At 61.5% G+C, this 22,925-nt stretch carries 9 protein-coding genes; 1 reads left to right on the forward strand and 8 read right to left on the reverse strand.

Going from position 1 to position 22,925, the window contains the following annotated elements:
• Positions 1-4: 4 nt before the first annotated feature.
• From ACZ89E_RS21920 to ACZ89E_RS21955, 8 genes are all read right to left on the reverse strand, one after another.
• The gene (locus ACZ89E_RS21920) at positions 5-931 is read right to left on the reverse strand and encodes a LysR family transcriptional regulator (protein WP_476256442.1); all 927 of its coding nucleotides are present in this window, start codon (positions 929-931) and stop codon (positions 5-7) included.
• Positions 932-1,096: 165 nt separating this feature from the next.
• Entirely contained in the window at positions 1,097-1,963 is an 867-nt protein-coding gene (locus tag ACZ89E_RS21925) for an ABC transporter permease (protein WP_149661523.1), read from the reverse strand.
• A gap of 20 nt (positions 1,964-1,983) precedes the next feature.
• Positions 1,984-2,844, reverse strand: a complete 861-nt coding sequence (locus tag ACZ89E_RS21930) for an ABC transporter ATP-binding protein (RefSeq protein WP_463259015.1) — start codon at positions 2,842-2,844, stop codon at positions 1,984-1,986.
• Positions 2,845-2,849: 5 nt separating this feature from the next.
• Positions 2,850-3,875, reverse strand: coding sequence for an ABC transporter substrate-binding protein (locus ACZ89E_RS21935; RefSeq protein WP_463259014.1), 1,026 nt, complete (start codon positions 3,873-3,875; stop codon positions 2,850-2,852).
• 17 nt (positions 3,876-3,892) lie between these two features.
• Entirely contained in the window at positions 3,893-4,780 is an 888-nt protein-coding gene (locus ACZ89E_RS21940) for a TauD/TfdA dioxygenase family protein (protein WP_476256443.1), read from the reverse strand.
• Positions 4,781-5,203: 423 nt separating this feature from the next.
• Positions 5,204-6,571 carry an HlyD family type I secretion periplasmic adaptor subunit gene (locus tag ACZ89E_RS21945; protein WP_149661519.1) on the reverse strand — a complete coding sequence of 456 codons (1,368 nt, stop codon included), beginning with the start codon at positions 6,569-6,571 and terminating at the stop codon, positions 5,204-5,206.
• Entirely contained in the window at positions 6,561-8,717 is a 2,157-nt protein-coding gene (locus ACZ89E_RS21950) for a type I secretion system permease/ATPase (protein ID WP_476256444.1), read from the reverse strand. Before ACZ89E_RS21950 ends, ACZ89E_RS21945 begins: the two co-directional genes overlap by 11 nt.
• A 42-nt stretch (positions 8,718-8,759) precedes the next feature.
• Positions 8,760-10,112, reverse strand: coding sequence for a TolC family outer membrane protein (locus ACZ89E_RS21955; protein ID WP_169372230.1), 1,353 nt, complete (start codon positions 10,110-10,112; stop codon positions 8,760-8,762).
• Between the two features lie 359 nt (positions 10,113-10,471).
• Here ACZ89E_RS21955 and ACZ89E_RS21960 point away from each other — a divergent pair, with 359 nt between their 5' ends.
• A complete protein-coding gene (locus tag ACZ89E_RS21960; protein WP_476256445.1) occupies positions 10,472-22,918 on the forward strand; it encodes a retention module-containing protein in 12,447 nt (4,148 codons plus the stop codon).
• Positions 22,919-22,925 lie beyond the last annotated feature (7 nt).

The following is a 22,925-nucleotide window of genomic DNA, read 5'->3' on the forward strand; positions in this document are numbered from 1 at the left end:
GTGATCAACTTGAGATGGGCTGCGCGGCCAACCACGTCTCATCGCAACACGCCTTCAGCGTTTCACGCATCCAGCGATGGGCCGGATCCTTGTCGTAGCGTGGGTGCCAGGCCTGGGTCAGCATCAGCGTCGGCAGTGGAATCGGCAGCGTGAACGAGCGCAGTTTCAGGCCCAGGCGCCGTACGCTCAGCAGTGCTTCCTGGGGTACCGGCAGCAGCAGGTCGGAATCGGGCAGGGCAAACATCGCGGCATGAAAGCTCGGCGCAATCACTGCCACACGACGCTCCAGCCCCAACGCCTCAAGTGCCGTGTCGATTGGCCCACGGGCAATCCCGCGCCGGGACATGCTGATATGCGAAAACCCGGCGTAGCGCTCGGCGGTGATCTCCTGACCGAACAACGGATGATCTTCCCGCGCCAGACCAACGAAATGCGTTGAAAACAGGTTCTGGATCTTCACTTCCGGCATCGACGGGCGATTGTTGCTGACGCTCAGGTCGATTCGCCCTTCGCGCAGCGCCTCATCGTCGCCATCGCCTTCAGGGACGAACCGCAGCTCGCAGTGCGGGGCCTGGCGCTCCATGGTGTCGAACAACTTGCCGCCGTAAACGCCGACGAAAAAGTCATTGGCGCGGATGCTGAAACGCCGGCGTAACGTGCCCAGTTCCACCGCATCCGCCGAGCGAAATAGTAATGCGGCTTGCTCGACCACATCACGCACTTGCTCGCGCAACGCCAGGGCTTTAGGGGTTGGCACCAGGCCACGGCCAGCGCGGACCAGGATCGGGTCGCCGATGGCTTCGCGGATGCGGGTCAGCGTTCGGCTCATGGCGGCCGGGCTGAGGTTCATCCGCCGCGCGGCGCCCACCACACTGCCCTCGTCGAGCAAAGCGTCGAGGGCGACCAACAGGTTCATGTCCGGGAGTTGCATGCTGAGCACTCATCGCTGATCAGGATTGATTCAGGCGCAATGCTAGCAGCGAATCCGTACTGTAGGAGCAAAGCTTGCTCGCGATGGAAGCGTCGCGGTGTATCAGGTGGACCGCGTTATCGTTTATCGCGAGCAAGCTTTGCTCCTACGGCGGGGGTGGGTGTTTTAGCGTTGCATCCCCCAACGCTTCACCGTCACCCGCTCCAACGTATCGAACACCAGGTTCTCCACCAGCAACCCAATCAGAATCACCACGGCCAACCCGGCAAACACCTTGTCGGTGTACAGCTCATTGCGATTCTGAAAGATGTACCACCCCAACCCGCCCTTGCCGCTGGTGGCACCAAACACCAACTCCGCCGCGATCAACGTGCGCCAGGCGAAGGCCCAGCCGATTTTCAGCCCGGCCAGAATCGACGGCAACGCCGCCGGGATCAGGATGAACAGCACGAAACGCATACCCTTCAAGCCATAGTTGCGCCCGGCCATGCGCAGGGTTTCCGAGACACCGAGGAACCCCGCGTAAGTGTTCAAGGCCAAGGCCCACAGCACCGAATGCACCAGCACAAAAATCAGGCTGTTCTGCCCCAGGCCAAACCACAGCAACGCCAGTGGCAACAACGCAATCGCCGGCAGCGGGTTGAACATCGAGGTCAGCGTACTCAGCAGATCACGACCGAACTGCGTGGAGACCGCCAGGGTGGTCAAGGCAAACGCCAGGACGATGCCGATCAGGTAACCCTTGAGCAAAACCACCAGCGAAATCCACACTTTGCCCAGCAATTCGCCGCTGAGCAGGCCGTCATACAGCGCGCTGCTGGTTTGCAGGAAGCTTGGCAGCAGCAGGTCGTTGTTCTGGAGACGGGCCACCACTTCCCACAACACGGCGAGCAAGATCAGGATCAGGCTTTTGCGAACCCAGCCTTGTTGCCATACACGCTGGCCGAGGGGCAATTCTCGCTCCAGCGGTACGCTCGTCAGGGGCTCTAATACGGTTTCGAATTCTTGACGCGCGGATGAAAACTGGCTCATCGGGCACTCCTCTCAATGGCTCAATAAGCGATGCGGATGTCAGAAAAATCCAGCTCGCGCTCGGTTTCCGGCGATTGACCTTCATCGAACAACAACCGGTGAATGCGCCGCGCCGATTCCTGAAACGCCACGCCACCCAGGCTGTGCAAGTCGTATTGATGGCTGTGGACTTCCGCCCGCACCCGCCCCGGATGCGGCGACAGCAGCAGGATGCGATTGCCCACCACCAGCGCCTCTTCGATGGAATGCGTCACGAACAGCAGCGTGAAGCGCACCTCTTCCCAAAGCAGCAGCAATTCTTCCTGCATCTTGCGTCGGGTCAGCGCGTCCAGGGCGGCGAAGGGTTCGTCCATCAGCAGGATTTTTGGCTGCATGGCCAATGCCCGGGCGATGGCCACCCGCGCCTTCATGCCGCCGGACAAGGTGTGCGGATAAGCATCGGCAAACGCCGCCAACCCGACCTTGTCCAGATAGTGCAGCGCCCGCTCCTCGGCTTCCTTGCGCTTGAGGGTTTTCGAGGCCAGCAGCGGAAACATCACGTTCTGCTTCACCGTTTTCCACGGCGGCAGTTGATCGAATTCCTGAAACACCACGATTCGGTCCGGCCCTGGCGCGTGGACGGTTTGCCCCAACAGACGAATCTCGCCCTCGCAAGGCTGGATGAACCCGGCCACTGCTTTGAGCAATGTCGACTTACCGCACCCGGACGGGCCGAGCAGCACAAAACGGTCCGCAGGATCGATCTCGAAACTGACCTGATGAGTGGCCCGGACAACGCGCTGCGGCGTGCGGTATTCCAGGCTGACATGATCGACCGACAGCAGCGCCTGGGCTGCCGTGATCGGGTTGCTGGCCGTGTGGCCTTGCAAAGGGGCATTCATCTCGATCAGCTCCCTTGCAGCGGTTTGGCGTCCTGGAAGAAGTAGTCCTTCCACGAATCCGGTTTGTTTTTGATGGCGCCGACGCGGTAGAGGAACTCGGCCAGCGGGTAGGTGTTTTTCGGCGTGACGCTGAATTCGAACTGCGGGTTGTCGATGATTTTCAGCAGCGCCGCACGGTCGATTTTAGCTTTGGTCACGCGGAGGTAAGTGTCCGCCGCTGCGCCTTTATCGTTCTGCGCGAATTGCGCCGCTTCGGTCAGGGCTTCGACGAAGGCCTTGTAGGTTTTCGGGTTCTCGTCGCGGAATTTTTCGGTGGCGAACAGCACGGTCGGCGAGTTCGGGCCGAGCAGGTCGTAGGTGTTGAGCACCACATGCACGTTGGGGTTTTCCAGCGCCTGATCCTGGAACGGCGGGTTGGAGAAATGCCCGGTCAGCTCAGTGCCGCCCGCGATCAGCGCCGCCGTAGCGTCCGGGTGCGGAATGGCGATGGTGTATTTGTCGAGACGATTGAATTCCTTGTCGCCCCACTGCTTGGCGGCCGCGTATTGCAGGAAGCGCGACTGCACCGACACCCCGACCGCCGGCACCGCAATGCGGTCCTTTTCGGTGAAGTCAGCGATGGTTTTAACCTTGGGATTGTTGCTCACCAGGTAATACGGGAAGTTACCCAACGAAGCGACGGCTTTGACGTTCTGCTTGCCGTGGGTGCGGTCCCAGATGGTCAGCAGCGGACCGACGCCGGCCCCGGCTATGTCGATGGAGCCGGAGAGCAACGCATCGTTGACCGCCGCCCCGCCCGAGAGCTGGGTCCAGTCGACCTTGATGTCGATGCCTTCCTGCTTGCCGTATTTCTCGATCAGGTTTTGATCGCGGACCACGTTGAGCAGCAGGTAAACAATACCGAACTGCTCGGCGATGCGGATTTCACCTTCAGCCTGAGCCACGGTCGGCGCCAACAGGCTGCTGGCGATCAGGCTGAAACCCAGGCCGATGGCCGCAGCCAGCGGTGCCAATGAAAGACGTTTGGACATGGTGGTTCTCCGACAAATCAGAAAGGCGCGTCGCCCTGGATGGTGGTGCGATACAACTTGCGGCGCAGGTAGCCGGGGCAGCCGGCGGCAAGGTGGATCAGCGAACGGTTGTCCCAGAACACCAGGTCGTGGGGCTGCCACTGATGGCGGTAGATGTTTTGCGGCAACACGCTGTGGGCGTAGAGCTCGGCGAGCAGCTGTTTGCTCTCATCTGTAGGCAGGCCAACGATGCGCGTGGTGAAGCCTTCGCTGACGAACAGCGCCTTGCGCCCGTTTTCCGGGTGGGTGCGGACAATCGGGTGCACGACTTCGGCGACCTGGGCGAGTTGCTCAGGCGTCAGGGTCGGGCGCCAATTGCCTTCGAATTTGGTTTCGCTGTAACGCGCCGTGTAGGAGTGCGCGGCGGAGCGGCCTTCGACGGCTTTTCGCAGCGCGCCGGGCAAGCCGTCCCAGGCTTTGTGCATGTCGGCGAACAGGGTGTCGCCGCCTTCGGAGGGCAGTTCCTGGGCGTGCAGCATCGAGCCCAGGCTCGGCAGCTCTTTGTAGGAAAGGTCGGAATGCCAGAACTTGCCGGCATCACCGAGGCCGACGGAGACGCCGTTTTCGATGATGTTGGACACGATGAGGATTTCCGGGTGCCCGGCCAGCAGGAACTGCTTGAGCACATGGATCTGCAACACGCCGAAGCGGCGGCTGAAGTCGATTTGTTGTTCGGGGGTAATGCGCTGGTCGCGGAACACAACGACGTGATGATCCAGGTGCGCGCGGTGGATGCGGGCGAAGTCCTGGTCATTGATCGGGCGGGACAGGTCCAGGCCGATGATTTCGGCACCGACGGCACCACTGAACGGGCGGATGTCGAAGGTTTGCGGCGCGATGCTTTGAGATGCAGAGACGGCTGACATTTAAATCACTCCCACGCACGGCACGCTCAAGGGCGCGCGCGTCGATCAGAAACTCACGGAGGTCCCGTGTTGGTTCGTGTCGTGCGGCGCGCCGATTGGTCGGCAGGTACGCAGGAGAGTGACTTTATAGTCATAAGAATTGAAATTTAAATACCGTTAATGAATAACGATATGCCACCGATTGTTCCCACGCCCCGGTGTGGGAACACACCCCGTGACGCTCTGCGTCACGGTGGACGCGGAGCGTCCATGGCGGCATTCCCACGCAGAGCGTGGGAACGATCAGCAAGTGGTGTTTTTGAGGACGCCTTCGCGGGCAAGCCTCGCGCCTACAGGTCCGCGTCGCACACAAATGATGTGAACGACACAAACCTTGTAGGAGCGAGGCTTGCCCGCGAAGAGGCCATCAGCCCCTGCGAAGATCTACCGCTCGTGCAACGCCTCAGCTCGCGCCCGAATGATCGGCTTGAGCAGATAGCTGAGCACCGTCTTCTTGCCGGTGATGATGTCCACCGACGCCACCATCCCCGGAATGATCAGCAACGGCTTTTCATCGGTCCCGAGGTGACTGCGATCGGTGCGCAGCTTGATGATGTAGTAGGTGGTTTTCTTGTCTTCATCGGTAATGGTGTCAGCACCGATCTGCTCCAGCTTGGCTTTGAGCCCACCGTAGATGGTGTAGTCGTACGCGGTGAATTTCACCGTCGCCTCTTGCCCCGGGTGCAGGAAGGCGATGTCTTGCGGGCGGACTTTGGCTTCCACCAGCAAGGTGTCGTCCAGCGGCACGATTTCCACCAGGTCGACGCCCGGCTGGATCACGCCGCCAATGGTGTTCACCAGCAATTTGTTGACGATCCCGCGCACTGGCGATGTCACCAGGGTGCGGCTCACGCGATCTTCCAGGGCCTTGCCGGTGGCTTGGGCCTTGTTCAGGTCGGTGCGGGCTTCGTTGAGTTGGGTCAGGGCTTCGCTGCGGAACTTGCCGCGGGTCTCGTCGATCTTGCGCTGCACTTCCTTGATCGCCGATTCGGCGCGGGGAATGGCCAGGGTTGTCGCGTCCAGTTGCCCGCGGGTTTCCACTTCAGCACGCTTGAGCCGCAGCACTTCCACCGGCGATACCGCGCCCTGGGCCACCAGCGGCTCGGACATGTTGATTTCCTGGCGTTGTAACGCCAGGCCATTGCGGTACTGCGACTGCTTGGAGGAGAACTCGCGCAGCTCTTGCTGACGCTGGATCAACTGTTCCTGCAAGCCGCCGATTTCATCGTGCAACTGCTGACGACGGCTGGTGTACAGCGACTCTTCGCTGGCCGCCTGGCCGGGAACGGCTTTGAGCACGTCAGCCGGGAAATTCAGCGGACGGTCATCGACCTCGGCGCTCAAGCGCTCGACCCGCAGCAGCATCGACAGGCGATCCGCCTCGGTTTCGCCAACGTTGGAGGCGAATCGCGTGTCATCCAGGCGAATCAGCGGCGCGCCAGCCTCGACGATCTGCCCTTCCTTGACGAACAGTTCGGAGACGATCCCGCCCTCAAGGTTCTGGATTTTCTGGATCTTCGACGACGGAATCGCCTTGCCGTCGCCCTTGGTCACTTCGTCGATCACGGCGAAGTTGGCCCACAGCATCAGGAACACGAAGAAGCCGATGATCGCCCAGATGGTCAACCGCACCACACGCGGCGCATCTTCGATCAGTGCCTTGTTCACTTCCGGCAACGGCTGGCCTTGCAGCGAGGCAGAGCCTTTGAAGTAGCGGCGGATAGAGTCCTTGAAACCCGACTTAAGCAACACTGATCTGCCCCTTCTTCAACGCTTCCATCACAACGGCTTTCGGCCCATCGGCGAGAATCTGCCCACGGTCGATCACCAACAGGCGATCCACCAGCGACAGCAGCGACGCCCGGTGCGTCACCAGCACCACGGTTTTGCTTTCAACCACCGCGGCGAGGCGTTGCTTGAGGCGTTCTTCGCCGGTGTTGTCCATGGCACTGGTCGGTTCGTCGAGCAGCAGGATCGGCGGGTTGAGCAGCAGCGCACGCGCCAGGGCCACGTTCTGCCGTTGGCCGCCGGACAGGTTCTGTCCGCGCTCGCCCACTTGCAGTTCATAACCCTGCGGGTGCAGACGGGCGAATTCGTGGACGCCGGCCAATTCGGCGGCTTGCAGCACCAGTTCGTCTTCTACATAGCGCGCGCCCGAGACCAAATTGTCCCGCAGCGTACCGGCGAGCAATTGAATGTCCTGAGGCACGTAGCCGATGTTGTGGCGCAGTTCGCTGACGTCGATCTGGCGGATATCAACGCCATCCACCAGCAAGGCACCGTCGTCCGGCTGATAGAGGCCCACCAGCAACTTGGCCAGGGAGCTTTTGCCCGAGCCGCTGCGACCGATGATGCCGATTTTTTCACCGGGCTTGATGATCAGGTTGATGTTCTTCAGCGCCGGGTTTTGCTGGTTCGGGTAGGTGAAGTTCAGCTGACGGCATTCGATGGCGCCTTGCAGGACCTTGCGGCTCAGCGGGCGCTCTTCGAAGTTGCGCTCTTGGGGCAACTCCATCATCTGGTCCACCGACACCATGGTCACCCGCGCTTGCTGGTAACGGGTCAGCAGGCCGGAAAGCGAGGCCAGCGGGCTCAGCGCACGACCGCTGAGCATGTAGCAGGCGATAAGGCCGCCCATGCTCAAGTTGCCGGCAATGATCTGGTACACGCCGAAGACAATCATGATCACCCCGGCCAGTTGCTGGATCAGCAGGGTGATGTTCATCGCCAGACCGGAGAGCATTTTCACTCGCAGCTCGAGGCGGCTGAGGGTGCCGATGGTCTGTTCCCACTGGTACTGGCGTTCGCTTTCGGCGTTGTTGACCTTCACGGCATCGAGGCCGGCGAGGGTTTCGATCAGGCTCGACTGGCGCTCGGCGGCCAGAGCCATGGTGCGTTCCATGGTCGCTACCAGCGGCTTCTGCAAGGCGTAGCCGATCAGCAGCGCTATCGGAAACGCGAGCACCGGAATCCAAACCAGATGGCCGCCGAGAATGGCGATGACCATGAAGATCAGCAGGGTAAACGGCAGGTCGATCAGGCTGGTCAGGGTCAGCGAGGCGAGGAAGTCGCGCAGGCTCTGAAACTCATGGATGTTCTGGGCGAAGCTGCCGACCCGGGCCGGGCGGTACTTCATGGCCATGCCGACGATGCGCTCGAACAGCGTGGCCGAGATGATCAGGTCGGTTTTCTTGCCGGCCAGGTCCAGGCACAGACTGCGCAGGCTCTTGAGGATCAGGTCGAACAGGTAGGCGCCAGTGATGCCGATCGCCAGCACCCACAGGGTCGATTCCGCCTGGTTCGGCACCACGCGGTCGTAGACGTTCATCACGAACAGCGGCGCGGCCATGGCGATGATGTTGATCAGGAAACTGGCGGCGATGGCGTCGGCGTACAGCCAGCGCGAACGCTTGAGGGTGTCGCGGAACCACGAACGCGCGCGGGGAATCAGCGTGCCGTGGTTAACGTCAAATTTATGTTGCGGTTGGGCGAAGAAGACTTTGCCGATGTAGTCGTCGGCCAGCAGTTCACGGTTGACGACACTTTCGCCGCCATCGGTTTCACTGAGCAGCACGCGAGCCTGGTCTTCACCTTGCCAGCCCAGCAGCACCGCACTGCGGCCGTCCTTGAGCAGCAATAGCGCCGGCATCGCAATCGTCGGAATATCTTCCAGCTTGCGCTGCAGCACCCGCCCTTGCAGCCCGGCGCGAGCCGCGGCGCGGGGCAGCAACTCGATGCTCAGGCGTTGCTTGGGCAGCGGCAGGCCAGTGGTGAGCATCGCCGCGCTGGCGGGTTTCTGGTGCAGCGTGCACAGGGCCAGCAGACCATCCAGTAACGGATCGTCATGCAGCGCGCGTGGATCATGAATGAGTTGAACTCGACTGACTTCTGATTCCACGCTCGGCACTCTTGGCTAACAATTGAACGATAAAGGTCCTGCTCAATTCATACCGGGCAATTGAACCTTTGGCTTCACGTCGTTCTGCACAACGGATGCCAACGGTGCGACCACTCCCTGGCTCTTGAGCAACTCGCCCATGGTCGCCTTGATTCGGTACTGAGTAAATAACTGAGTGTTTTTAATGTCCGCCAGGCGGCGCGAAGCGGTGAACAACTCGTTTTCACTGTCGAGCAAGTCGAGCAAGGTGCGCTGACCCAGGCTGAACTGCTTCTGATAAGCCGTGCGTACCGCGGTGCTGTGATCGACATATTGCTGGGCGATCGGCACCTGGGCGTTGGCGTTGTTCAGGGCGTTCCAGGCCAGGCCCAGTTCTTCGTTCAACACGCGCAAGGCGTTGTTGCGGATGTCCAGCGCCTGGTTTGACAGGTACGACTTGGATTCCAGGTCCGCCTTGTTGCTGCCACCGGCGAACAGGTTGAAGCGCATGCGCAGCATGGCTTGCCACTCGTTGCTGTGGCCATTCTGGCCGTCGACATCGTTGTCGGCAGAGCGGCCCAGTTCGGCATCAAAACGCGGGTAGAACGACGACTTGGCCGCTTCGTACTGTTTTTCCGCCGCAGAAATGTCGGACTCGGCGGAGCGCAGAATCGGGCTGTTTTCCAGCATCTGCGAGCGGGCTTCGTTCAGGTTGGCCGGCAGCAGGGCGAGGAATGGCGCAGGACGCTCAAGCTGATCGGGCATCTGGCCGACGGCGCTGAGGAAGTTGGTCTCGGCGTCGGCCAGGTTGGTCTGTTCGGTGATCAGGTTGTTGCGGGCCTGGGCCATACGGGCTTCGGCCTGGTCCATGTCAGCGCCGCTGCCGACACCCCGGGAGGTGCGCAATTTGATCTGGTCGAAGATGCGCTCGTGGCTCTTGAGGTTGTCTTCGGCCAGGCGCACGAATTCACGGCGGGTCAGCACGTCGAGGTAAACCTGGGCCACGGTCAGCGCGGTGCGCTCGGAAGTGCCCAGCAGGGAATAGGCGCGGGAGTTAACGGTGGCTTGTTGACGCCCCACTTCGCTGGACGTCGCAAAACCGTCAAAAACCATTTGCGACAGACGCAAACTTGACTCGCTGCGGTTCAGGGTTTCCCAGTGATTGCTGCCGGTGTCGGCGCGGGTGGTGACGTTATCCGTGCCTTCGCGGCCGTAACCGCCCAGCAGATCGACCCGTGGCAGGTATCCACCTTTGGCTGCCTTTAACTGATAATCCGCGGCCAATCGGCTATTAACCGCTGCCTGGATCTCCGGATGGACGTCCAGCGCTTGTTGCATGGCTTCTGGAAGGCTTTGTGCTTGTACGAAACTGGCGGCAAGGGCAAAGGGTAAGGCTTTGAACAAGTACGAACGCATGAAGAAAATTTCCCAGAACTTCTTGTCTTGAGTCACAGCAAATAGGGGCGCTGCGTCGGATGATGGCAACAGTAATGACCGTATGTCGGAAAGTTCAAAACAGGAACTGGATCACACGCTGTAGGACAGGTCGCCGCTTAAATATCAATGTGACATTACGGGGGCGATTGTTTAGGATGGCACCCATAAGGTCAATAGTTTGGCATAAAGTAAATAGCGAAAAAATATAGCCAAATTGTTGACGGATTACAGCGTCAAGCTTATGCCCTACATTTTTTAAAAGTACGTCCAGACTGCTTTGGCGAGTTCGCCATCAGGTCCATGGAAGTCAACTGAACGTGACACCCGGAGAGTCTTCAATGAGCAGTGTTGTTGCCATCGTCAAAAGCATTGTCGGTCAGGTTTTCGCGGTGTCCCCAGAGGGCGTGCGCCGCGTACTCGTTGAAGGCGATCGACTGCTTGTCGGCGATCAGGTAGACACCGGTGCCGCTGGCGCCGTCACGCTCGAACTGGCTGATGGCCGGACCCTGGACCTGGGCCGCGACACTCAATGGAGTGGCAGCGCTCCGGATTCCAGCACCGACCTGGCAGAAGCCACTGCACAAGCCGCGCCATCGGTTGAAGAACTGCAGCAGGCCATCGCTGCCGGCGCCGACCCGACCACAGACCTCGAAGCCACCGCAGCCGGCCCGACCGCTGCCGGTACAGGCGGCGCGGCCGGTGGCGGCCATAGCTTCGTGATGTTGGACGCCACCGCTGGCCGGGTAGACCCGACCATTGGTTTCCCGACCGCGGGCATCGGCGCTGCCGGAGCGACCACGCAGAACACCATCGGCGGCCAGACCACCAACAACGCCAACATCGTGCAGGCCTCGACCCTGAGCCTGAGCGCCACGCCAACCATCACCGAAGCCGGCGGCGTTCTGGTTTACACCGCGACCCTGACCCAGGCACCGACCAGCGACCTGACCATCACCCTGTCCAACGGCGCGGTGATCGTGATTCAGGCTGGCCAAACCACCGGCACCGTCAACGTACCGCTGGCGCCGAACGACACCGTCTATAACGACCCGACCCAGATCGACGTGACCGTCACCGGCACCACGGGCGGCGCCGGCATCATCGTGACCCCACCGACCGTGCCGGCGACGACTCAAGTCACCGACACCATCGACACCACCACCGTCACCCTGACGGCGGGCGGCACCGTGACTGAAGGCGGGCAGATCACCTACACCGCGACATTGACCAACCCGGCGCAGACGCCGGTTACCGTCACCCTGTCCAACGGCTCGACCATCACCATCGGCGCCGGCCAGACCACCGGCACCGTCAACGTTCCGACGCCCGCCAATGACGTCTACAACAATGGCAGCACTGTCAGCACCACGATCACCAGTGCAACCGGCGGTAACTTCGAACAGTTGTCTCCAAACCCAGCGCCAGCGGTCACGACTATTACCGATTCGGTGGACACCACCAACCTGACCCTCACGGCCACTGGCACCGTCGTCGAGGGCGGCGAGATCACCTACACCGCGACATTGACCAACCCGGCACAAACGCCGGTCACTGTGACCCTGTCCAACGGTTCGACCATCACTATTGGCGCCGGCCAGACCACCGGCAGCGTGAACGTTCCAACGCCAGCCAATGATGTCTACAACAATGGCAGCACCGTCAGCATCACCGTTACCGGCACTACCGGCGGGAATTTTGAGAACCTGGTGCCGAGCAACGTAGCGGCCGTCACCACCATCACCGACTCGATCGACACCACGACCGTAACGCTGACCGCGACCCCGAGTGTTGCGGAGAACGGCACCATCACGTACACCGCGACCCTGACCGATGCCAAAGGCAACCTGGTCACTGCGCACAACGAGCCCGTGACCGTGACGCTGAACAGCGGCAAAGTCATCACCATCGCGGTCGGTGAAAGCTCCGGTAGCTTGCCGGTCACGGCGGACAACGACGTCTACAAAGGCCCAACCACCGTTTCCGAGTCGATCAAGGAAGCGGCCGGTGGCAACCTCGAAGCCGTTGCGCCGAACACGACGCCTGCCACGACCATCGTCAGCGACGTGAATGACGCCACCACGGTAACCCTGACGGCGACCCCAGGCGTTGCCGAGAACGGCACCATTACCTACACCGCGACCCTGACTGACGCCAAAGGCAACCTGGTCACTGCGCACAACGAGCCCGTCACCGTGACGCTGAACAGCGGCAAAGTGATCACCATCGCGGTCGGTGAAAGCTCGGGCAGCCTGCCGGTCACGGCGGACAATGACGTCTACAAAGGTCCAACCACCGTTTCCGAGTCGATCAAGGATGCCTCGGGCGGTAATTTGGAAGCCGTCGCACCAAATACCACGCCTGCGACCACCATCGTCAGCGACGTGAATGACGCAACGACCGTAACGTTGACTGCCTCGCCGACGGTGAATGAAAACGGCACCATCACGTACACCGCGACCCTGACCGACGCCAAAGGCAACCTGGTCACCGCGCACAACGAACCCGTGACCGTCACCCTGAACAGCGGCAAGGTCATCACCATCGCGGTCGGTGAAAGCTCCGGTAGCTTGCCGGTCACGGCGGACAACGACGTCTACAAAGGTCCGACCACCGTTTCCGAGTCCATCAAGGATGCCTCGGGCGGGAATTTGGAAGCGGTAGCGCCGAACACTACGCCTGCGACCACCATCGTCAGCGACGTCAATGACGCCACCACGGTAACCCTGACCGCGACCCCAGGCGTTGCCGAGAACGGCACCATTACGTACACCGCGACCCTGACTGACGCCAAAGGCAATCTGGTCACCGCGCATAACGAACCCGTGACCGTGACGCTGAACAGCGGGAAAGTCATCACCATCGCGGTCGGCGAAAGCTCCGGCAGCCTGCCGGTCACGGCGGACAATGACGTCTACAAAGGTCCAACCACCGTTTCCGAGTCGATCAAGGATGCCTCGGGCGGGAATTTGGAAGCGGTAGCGCCGAACACCACGCCAGCCACGACCATCGTCAGCGACGTGAATGACGCCACCACGGTAACCCTGACGGCGACCCCAGGCGTTGCCGAGAACGGCACCATTACCTACACCGCGACCCTGACCGATGCCAAAGGCAATCTGGTCACTGCGCACAACGAACCCGTCACCGTCACCCTGAACAGCGGCAAAGTCATCACCATCGCTGTGGGTGAAAGCTCCGGCAGCCTGCCGGTCACGGCGGACAATGACGTCTACAAAGGTCCGACCACCGTTTCCGAATCCATCAAGGAAGCGGCCGGTGGCAACCTTGAAGCCGTCGCGCCAAACACCACGCCAGCCACGACCATCGTCAGCGACGTGAATGACGCAACGACCGTGACGTTGACTGCATCGCCGACCGTGAATGAAAACGGCACCATCACCTACACTGCAACCCTGACCGACGCCAAAGGCAACCTGGTCACCGCGCACAACGAGCCCGTGACCGTCACGCTGAACAGCGGCAAGGTCATCACCATCGCGGTCGGTGAAAGCTCCGGTAGCCTATCCGTCACGGCGGACAACGACGTCTACAAAGGTCCGACCACCGTTTCCGAGTCGATCAAAGAAGCGGCCGGTGGCAACCTCGAAGCCGTTGCGCCGAACACTACGCCTGCAACTACTATCGTCAGCGACGTCAATGACGCAACGACCGTGACGTTGACCGCCTCGCCGACCGTGAATGAAAACGGCACCATCACCTACACCGCGACCCTGACCGATGCCAAAGGCAACCTGGTCACCGCGCACAACGAGCCCGTGACCGTCACCCTGAACAGCGGCAAGGTCATCACCATCGCCGTGGGTGAAAGCTCCGGCAGCCTGCCGGTCACGGCGGACAATGACGTCTACAAAGGCCCAACCACCGTTTCCGAGTCGATCAAGGATGCCTCGGGCGGGAATTTGGAAGCCGTCGCACCAAACACCACGCCTGCAACCACCATCGTCAGCGACGTCAATGACGCGACGACCGTGACGTTGACTGCCTCGCCGACCGTGAATGAAAACGGCACGATCACCTACACCGCAACCCTGACCGACGCCAAAGGCAATCTCGTCACCGCGCACAACGAACCCGTGACCGTGACGCTGAACAGCGGCAAAGTCATCACCATCGCTGTCGGTGAAAGCTCCGGCAGCCTGCCAGTCACGGCGAACAACGACGTCTACAAAGGCCCGACCACCGTTTCCGAGTCGATCAAGGAAGCGGCCGGTGGCAACCTCGAAGCCGTTGCGCCAAACACCACGCCAGCCACGACCATCGTCAGCGACGTCAATGACGCCACCACGGTAACCCTGACCGCGACCCCAGGCGTTGCCGAGAACGGCACGATCACCTACACCGCGACCCTGACCGACGCCAAAGGCAACCTGGTCACCGCGCACAACGAACCCGTGACCGTGACGCTGAACAGCGGCAAGGTGATCACCATCGCGGTCGGCGAAAGCTCGGGCAGCCTGCCGGTCACGGCGGACAATGACGTCTATAAAGGCCCGACCACCGTTTCCGAGTCGATCAAGGATGCCTCGGGCGGGAATTTGGAAGCGGTAGCGCCGAACACCACGCCTGCGACCACCATCGTCAGCGATGTGAATGACGCAACGACCGTGACGTTGACCGCCTCGCCGACCGTGAATGAAAACGGCACGATCACCTACACCGCAACCCTGACCGACGCCAAAGGCAACCTGGTCACCGCGCACAACGAGCCCGTCACCGTCACCCTGAACAGCGGCAAAGTCATCACCATCGCTGTGGGTGAAAGCTCCGGCAGCCTGCCGGTCACGGCGGACAATGACGTCTACAAAGGTCCGACCACCGTTTCCGAATCCATCAAGGAAGCGGCCGGTGGCAACCTTGAAGCCGTCGCGCCAAACACCACGCCAGCCACGACCATCGTCAGCGACGTGAATGACGCAACGACCGTGACGTTGACTGCATCGCCGACCGTGAATGAAAACGGCACCATCACCTACACTGCAACCCTGACCGACGCCAAAGGCAACCTGGTCACCGCGCACAACGAGCCCGTGACCGTCACGCTGAACAGCGGCAAGGTCATCACCATCGCGGTCGGTGAAAGCTCCGGTAGCTTGCCGGTCACGGCGGACAACGACGTCTACAAAGGTCCGACCACCGTTTCCGAATCGATCAAGGAAGCGGCCGGTGGCAACCTCGAAGCCGTTGCGCCGAACACGACGCCTGCCACGACCATCGTCAGCGACGTGAATGACGCCACCACGGTAACCCTGACGGCGACCCCAGGCGTTGCCGAGAACGGCACCATTACCTACACCGCGACCCTGACTGACGCCAAAGGCAACCTGGTCACTGCGCACAACGAGCCAGTCACCGTGACGCTGAACAGCGGCAAGGTGATCACCATCGCTGTGGGCGAAAGCTCCGGCAGCCTGCCGGTCACGGCGAACAACGACGTCTATAAAGGTCCAACCACCGTTTCCGAATCGATCAAGGAAGCAGCCGGTGGCAACCTCGAAGCCGTTGCGCCAAACACCACGCCAGCCACGACCATCGTCAGCGACGTGAATGACGCAACGACCGTGACGTTGACTGCCTCGCCGACCGTGAATGAAAACGGCACCATCACGTACACCGCAACCCTGACCGACGCCAAAGGCAACCTGGTCACCGCGCACAACGAGCCCGTGACCGTCACCCTGAACAGCGGCAAGGTCATCACCATCGCCGTGGGTGAAAGCTCCGGCAGCCTGCCGGTCACGGCGGACAATGACGTCTACAAAGGCCCAACCACCGTTTCCGAGTCGATCAAGGATGCCTCGGGCGGGAATTTGGAAGCGGTAGCGCCGAACACTACGCCAGCCACGACCATCGTCAGCGACGTCAATGACGCCACCACGGTAACCCTGACCGCGACCCCAGGCGTTGCCGAGAACGGCACCATCACCTACACCGCAACCCTGACCGACGCCAAAGGCAACTTGGTCACTGCGCACAACGAGCCAGTCACCGTCACCCTGAACAGCGGCAAGGTGATCACCATCGCTGTGGGCGAAAGCTCCGGCAGCCTGCCGGTCACGGCGGACAACGACGTCTACAAAGGTCCGACCACCGTTTCCGAATCCATCAAGAATGCCTCGGGCGGGAATTTGGAAGCGGTAGCGCCGAATACCACGCCTGCGACCACCATCGTCAGCGACGTCAATGACGCCACCACGGTAACCCTGACAGCAACCCCAGGCGTTGCCGAGAACGGCACGATCACCTACACCGCGACCCTGACTGATGCCAAAGGCAACCTCGTCACTGCGCACAACGAGCCAGTCACCGTGACGCTGAACAGCGGCAAAGTGATCACCATCGCTGTGGGTGAAAGCTCCGGTAGCCTGCCAGTCACGGCAAGTAACGACGTCTACAAAGGCCCGACCACCGTTTCCGAGTCGATCAAGGAAGCGGCCGGTGGCAACCTCGAAGCCGTTGCGCCAAACACTACGCCTGCAACCACTATCGTCAGCGACGTCAATGACGCAACGACTGTGACGCTCACTGCCTCGCCGACCGTGAATGAAAACGGCACCATCACCTACACTGCAACCCTGACCGACGCCAAAGGCAACCTGGTCACCGCGCACAACGAACCCGTCACCGTCACCCTGAACAGCGGCAAAGTCATCACCATCGCTGTGGGCGAAAGCTCCGGAAGCTTGCCGGTCACGGCGGACAACGACGCCTATAAAGGCCCAACCACCGTTTCCGAGTCGATCAAGGATGCCTCGGGCGGGAATTTGGAAGCCGTCGCACCAAACACCACGCCTGCAACCACCATCGTCAGCGACGTCAATGACGCCACCACGGTAACCCTGACGGCGACCCCAGGCGTTGCCGAGAACGGCACGATCACCTACACCGCAACCCTGACCGACGCCAAAGGCAACTTGGTCACTGCGCACAACGAGCCAGTCACCGTCACCCTGAACAGCGGCAAGGTGATCACCATCGCCGTCGGCCAGAGCTCCGGGATCTTGGCCGTGGCGGCCGGCAACGACGTCTACAAAGGCCCGACCACCGTGGCCGAATCCATCAAGGATGCGGCTGGTGGCAACCTCGAAGCCGTTGTGCCGAACAAAACGCCGGTCACCACTACGGTGAATGACGTCAATGACACGACTACCGTGACGTTGACCGCCTCGCCGACGGTGAATGAAAACGGCACGATCACCTACACCGCAACCCTGACCGACGCCAAAGGCAACCTGGTCACTGCGCACAACGAGCCCGTCACCGTCACCCTGAACAGCGGCAAGGTGATCACCATCGCCGTCGGCCAGAGCTCCGGGAGCTTGGCCGTGGCGGCCGGCAACGACGTCTACAAAGGCCCGACCACCGTGGCCGAATCCATCAAGGATGCGGCCGGTGGCAACCTCGAAGCCGTCGCGCCGAACAAAACGCCGGTCACCACTACGGTGAATGACGTCAATGACGCAACGACCGTGACGTTGACCGCCTCACCGACGGTGAATGAAAACGGTACCATCACCTACACCGCAACCCTGACCGACGCCAAAGGTAACCTGGTCACCGCGCACAACGAACCCGTGACCGTGACGCTGAACAGCGGCAAGGTGATCACCATCGCGGTCGGCCAGAGCTCCGGGATCTTGGCCGTGGCGGCCGGCAACGACGTCTACAAAGGCCCGACCACCGTTTCCGAATCCATCAAGGAAGCGGCCGGTGGCAACCTTGAAGCCGTCGCGCCAAACACCACGCCAGCCACGACCATCGTCAGCGACGTGAATGACGCAACGACCGTGACGCTCACTGCCTCGCCAACCGTGAATGAAAACGGCACCATCACCTACACCGCGACCCTGACCGACGCCAAAGGCAATCTGGTCACCGCGCACAACGACCCAGTGACCGTCACCCTGAACAGCGGCAAGGTGATCACCATCGCCGTCGGCCAGAGCTCCGGGATCTTGGCCGTGGCGGCCGGCAACGACGTCTACAAAGGCCCGACCACCGTGGCCGAATCCATCAAGGATGCGGCCGGTGGCAACCTCGAAGCCGTCGCGCCGAACAAAACGCCGGTCACCACTACGGTGAATGACGTCAATGACGCAACGACCGTGACGTTGACCGCCTCGCCGACGGTGAATGAAAACGGCACCATCACCTACACCGCGACCCTGACCGACGCCAAAGGCAATCTGGTCACCGCGCACAACGACCCAGTGACCGTCACCCTGAACAGCGGCAAGGTGATCACCATCGCCGTCGGCCAGAGCTCCGGGATCTTGGCCGTGGCGGCCGGCAACGACGTCTACAAAGGTCCAACCACCGTTTCCGAGTCGATCAAGGAAGCGGCCGGTGGCAACCTCGAAGCCGTCGCGCCAAACACCACGCCAGCCACGACCATCGTCAGCGACGTCAATGACGCGACTACCGTGACGTTGACCGCCTCGCCGACCGTGAATGAAAACGGCACCATCACTTACACCGCGACCCTGACCGACGCCAAAGGCAACCTGGTCACTGCGCACAACGAACCCGTCACCGTCACCCTGAACAGCGGCAAGGTGATCACCATCGCCGTCGGCCAGAGCGCCGGGATCTTGGCCGTGGCGGCCGGCAACGACGTCTACAAAGGCCCGACCACCGTGGCCGAATCCATCAAGGATGCGGCCGGTGGCAACCTCGAAGCCGTTGCGCCGAACAAAACGCCGGTCACCACTACGGTGAATGACGTCAATGACACGACGACCGTGACGTTGACCGCCTCACCGACGGTGAATGAAAACGGCACCATCACCTACACCGCGACCCTGACCGACGCCAAAGGCAACCTGGTCACCGCGCACAACGAGCCTGTGACCGTCACCCTGGACAGCGGCAAAGTGATCACCATCGCCGTTGGCCAGAGCTCCGGCAGCTTGCCGGTCATCGCGGGCAACGATTTCTACATCGGCGCACCGACTGTCACTGACTCGATCAAGAGCGCCAGCGGCGGTAACCTCGAAGCCATCGGCGCGAACAAGTCAGTCGTTTCGACCACTGTCACCGACACCATCGACAAGACCGAAGTCAGCATCACCGGCAGCACCTCGGTGACCGAAGGCCAGACCGCCAGCTACACCGTCAGTCTGACGCACCCGGCGCAAACCGACGTGACGCTGAAAATCGTCTACAGCGGCACTGCCGCCGACGGTTCGGACTTCACCGGTGTGTACACCGTGAAGATCCCGGCCGGCGCCAGCAGCGCCAGCTTCAACGTGGCGACCATTGACGACAAGATCACCGAAGGCACCGAAAACTTCGTGGTCAAGATCGACTCGGCCACCGGCGGCAACTTCGAGAACCTCGCAGTCAGCGCCACCAATGGCAGCGTCAGCACCTCGATCATCGACAACGATGCGCCGCCGGTCATCGACCTGGATGCCAACAACTCCAGCGGTGCCACTGGTGCCAACTACAACGTGACCTTCACCGAAAACACCCCGGGCGCGGGCGTGTCGATTGCCGACACCGACCTGAAAATCACCGACCCGGACAGCACGATGCTGACCGGCGCGACCGTGGTACTGACCAACCGTCAGGACGGCGATGCGCTGAACCTGGGCAACAGCGTCAACGGCATCACCATCAATGCCAACAGCACCAACGGCACGGTGACGCTGACCCTGTCGGGCAACGCGACGCTGGCCGACTACATGCAGGCGATCAAGAACATCAGCTTCACCAACAACAGTGAAGACCCAAGCACCGTGCCGCGGATCATCACCGTGACCGTGACCGATGGCGGTAACTACTCGAACGTCGCAACCACCACCGTCAACGTGGTCGCTGTGAACGATGCGCCGACCGCTGCGCCAGTCAATGTCACCGGTACCGAAGACACCCCGCTGATCCTCGGCTGGTCGACCTTCGGCGTCAGTGATGTCGACAGCCCGGCCGCGAGCCTGGGGGTGAAAATCACCGGCCTGCCGGGCGAAGGCAAGTTGCAGTACCTGAATGGCTCGACCTGGACCGACGTCACCAACAACCAGACCTTCACCAAGGCTGACATTGACGCCGGCAAGCTGCGTTTCACTCCGGACGCTAACGAATCCGGGACCAACGGCTACGGCGGCACCGGCCTGGGTAACAATCAGGCGGACTACGCGCAGATCAAGTTCCAGCCAACCGACGGTCAATTGCTGGGCAACACCGGCACGATCAAAATCGACATCACGCCGGTCGCCGATGCACCGTCCCTGACCGTTGCGGACAACAGCGTCAAATCCACCGGGCTGATCAAGGAAGTCTGGACCGGTCTGTCGGGCCTGGGCACCGACGGCAGCGGCGCGCCGACTGGCACGCTCAAGTCGGTGATCGACGCGGCGGGTACACCGAACTCCAGCACCAACGTGACCAACGTGCAGTCCGACGGCAGTGTCGCAGCGGGTACGGCATCGAAAACTTCCGGCCTGATCTACCTCGAAGCCGGCAAGACCTACACCTTCAGCGGTTCTGGCGATGACAGCCTGCTGGTGACCATTGGCGGCAAGAACGTCGCGTCCGCCCTGTGGGGTGCGGGCGGCAGCTTGAGCGGTTCGTTCACCCCGACCGCCAGCGGCTACTACACCCTCGACATCTACCACCACAACCAGAGCGGCCCGGGCAGCTATGACGTCAACCTGTCGGTCAATGGCGCGACACCGGTCGATCTGAGCAGCGCGGGCGTGCCGTTGTACACCGGCGTGGCGGATCTGGCCGCGTCCGGCGTAACCGTCTCCGACCTGCATGGCACGGGCGGTGAGGGTTACTACGACGGCTACAAACTCAATACCGGTTTCGAAGGCACCAGCGTTCACCTGTCCGCGATAAAGACTGCACTGACCGACACCGACGGCTCCGAAAGCCTGAGCGTTAAAATCAGCGGCATCCCGGCAGGCTCGATCCTCACCGATGGCGCCGGCCACACCTTCACCGCCACCGCGACGGTCGGCGAAGCCAACGTCACCGGCTGGAACCTCGGCACCCTGACCGTGACCCCGCCGCCGTACTACAACGGCCAGTTCAACCTGACCGTGACCTCGACCTCCACCGAGGCCCTGGGCGGTTCGGCCATCAGCACGGCGCAGATCCCGGTCACCGTTTTCCCGGCGACGTACAACGCGATCACTGCCACCTCGGCCAGCGACACCGTCACCGGTACCGACGGCAACGACATCATCGTCGCCGACATCGGCGGCCTGACCGTGGTGCCGGGCACCAACTACAACATCGCCTTCATGGTCGACAGCTCGGGCAGCATGAGCGCGTCGTCGATCAACGCGGCCAAGGACTCGCTGACGTCGGTGTTCAACACCCTCAAGCAGAGCATGGGCGGCAACTCGGGCACCGTGAACATCTTCCTGGTGGACTTCGATACCCAGGTCAACAAGTCGGTGTCGGTCAACCTGAACGACCCGAACGCGCTGGCCTCGCTCAAGGCCGTCCTGAACTCGATGGCGTCGGGCGGCGGCACCAACTACGAGGACGTGTTCAAGACCACGGCCAACTGGTTCCAGAGCGCCGATGCAGTGGCCAACACCGGGGCGAAGAACCTCACGTATTTCATCACCGACGGCAAGCCGACCTACTACCAGAGCGGCGAGCAGACCAACCCGACGCTGTACAGCAACGTGAAACTCGACGACGTGGTGAAAACCAGCAACTACAAACCGGGCGACACGTTCTCCACGACCATCGACAGCACGCACATCCTGAACATCAACAGTGCGGGCGTCGCGACGCTGAAAACCGCCAACTGGTGGGGTGGCTGGGACTCCAGCAACCTCGGCACCGTTCACGCCCAGGGCGATGGCACCTACGAGTTGTCGGCGCTGGCGGGCAGTGGCAGCAGCACCACCCAGACCACCATCGACAACGCCAGCAGCAGCTTCGCGTTGTTGGGTAGCCTGTCGAACGTCGAAGCCATTGGCCTGAACAGCGATGTCACGCTCAACGACCTCAAGCCGTACGACTCGGACAAAACGCCGCAAACCAACATCAACCCCAATGACCTGGCCAACTCGATCATCGGTCACACCGAAGCGACGCTGCCAGGTTCCGACACGGTCAATGGCGGTGACGGCAACGACATCCTGTTCGGCGACCTGGTGAGCTTCAACGGCATCGCCGGCGAGGGTTACCAGGCCATGCAGGCATTCGTCGCCCAGCAGACCGGCGTGGACGTCAGCAAAGTCACCACCAGCAACGTGCATCAGTTCGTGACCGAGCACTACACCACGTTCGACGTGTCCGGCGCCCACGACGGCAACGACACACTGCTGGGCGGCGCAGGCAATGACATCCTGTTCGGCTCGGGCGGTAACGACCTGCTCGATGGCGGCAAAGGCAATGACATCCTGCTCGGCGGCACCGGTAACGACACGCTGATCGGCGGTTCGGGCAACGACATCCTGATTGGCGGCTCGGGTGCCGACACCTTCGTGTGGAAGGCGGGCGACACCGGCAGCGACGTGATCAAGGACTTCAAGGCCAGCGAAGGTGACCGTATCGACCTGCGCGATCTGTTGCAGGGTGAAACCGGCAGCACCATCGACAACTTCCTGAAGATCTCCACCGTTGACGGCGTGTCGTCGTTGCAGGTCAGCTCGGCCGGCAAGTTCAACTCGGCGGATGCCGCGGCGGCGACGCCGGACGTGACGATCAAACTGGAAGGTAACAACTGGTCCACCGCCAACCTGCACTCGTTGATTGCCGGCAGCGATCCGACCATCAAAGTCGACCACAACAACAGCTGATCCAACG

Source organism: Pseudomonas sp. TE3899 (genome assembly GCF_056279105.1).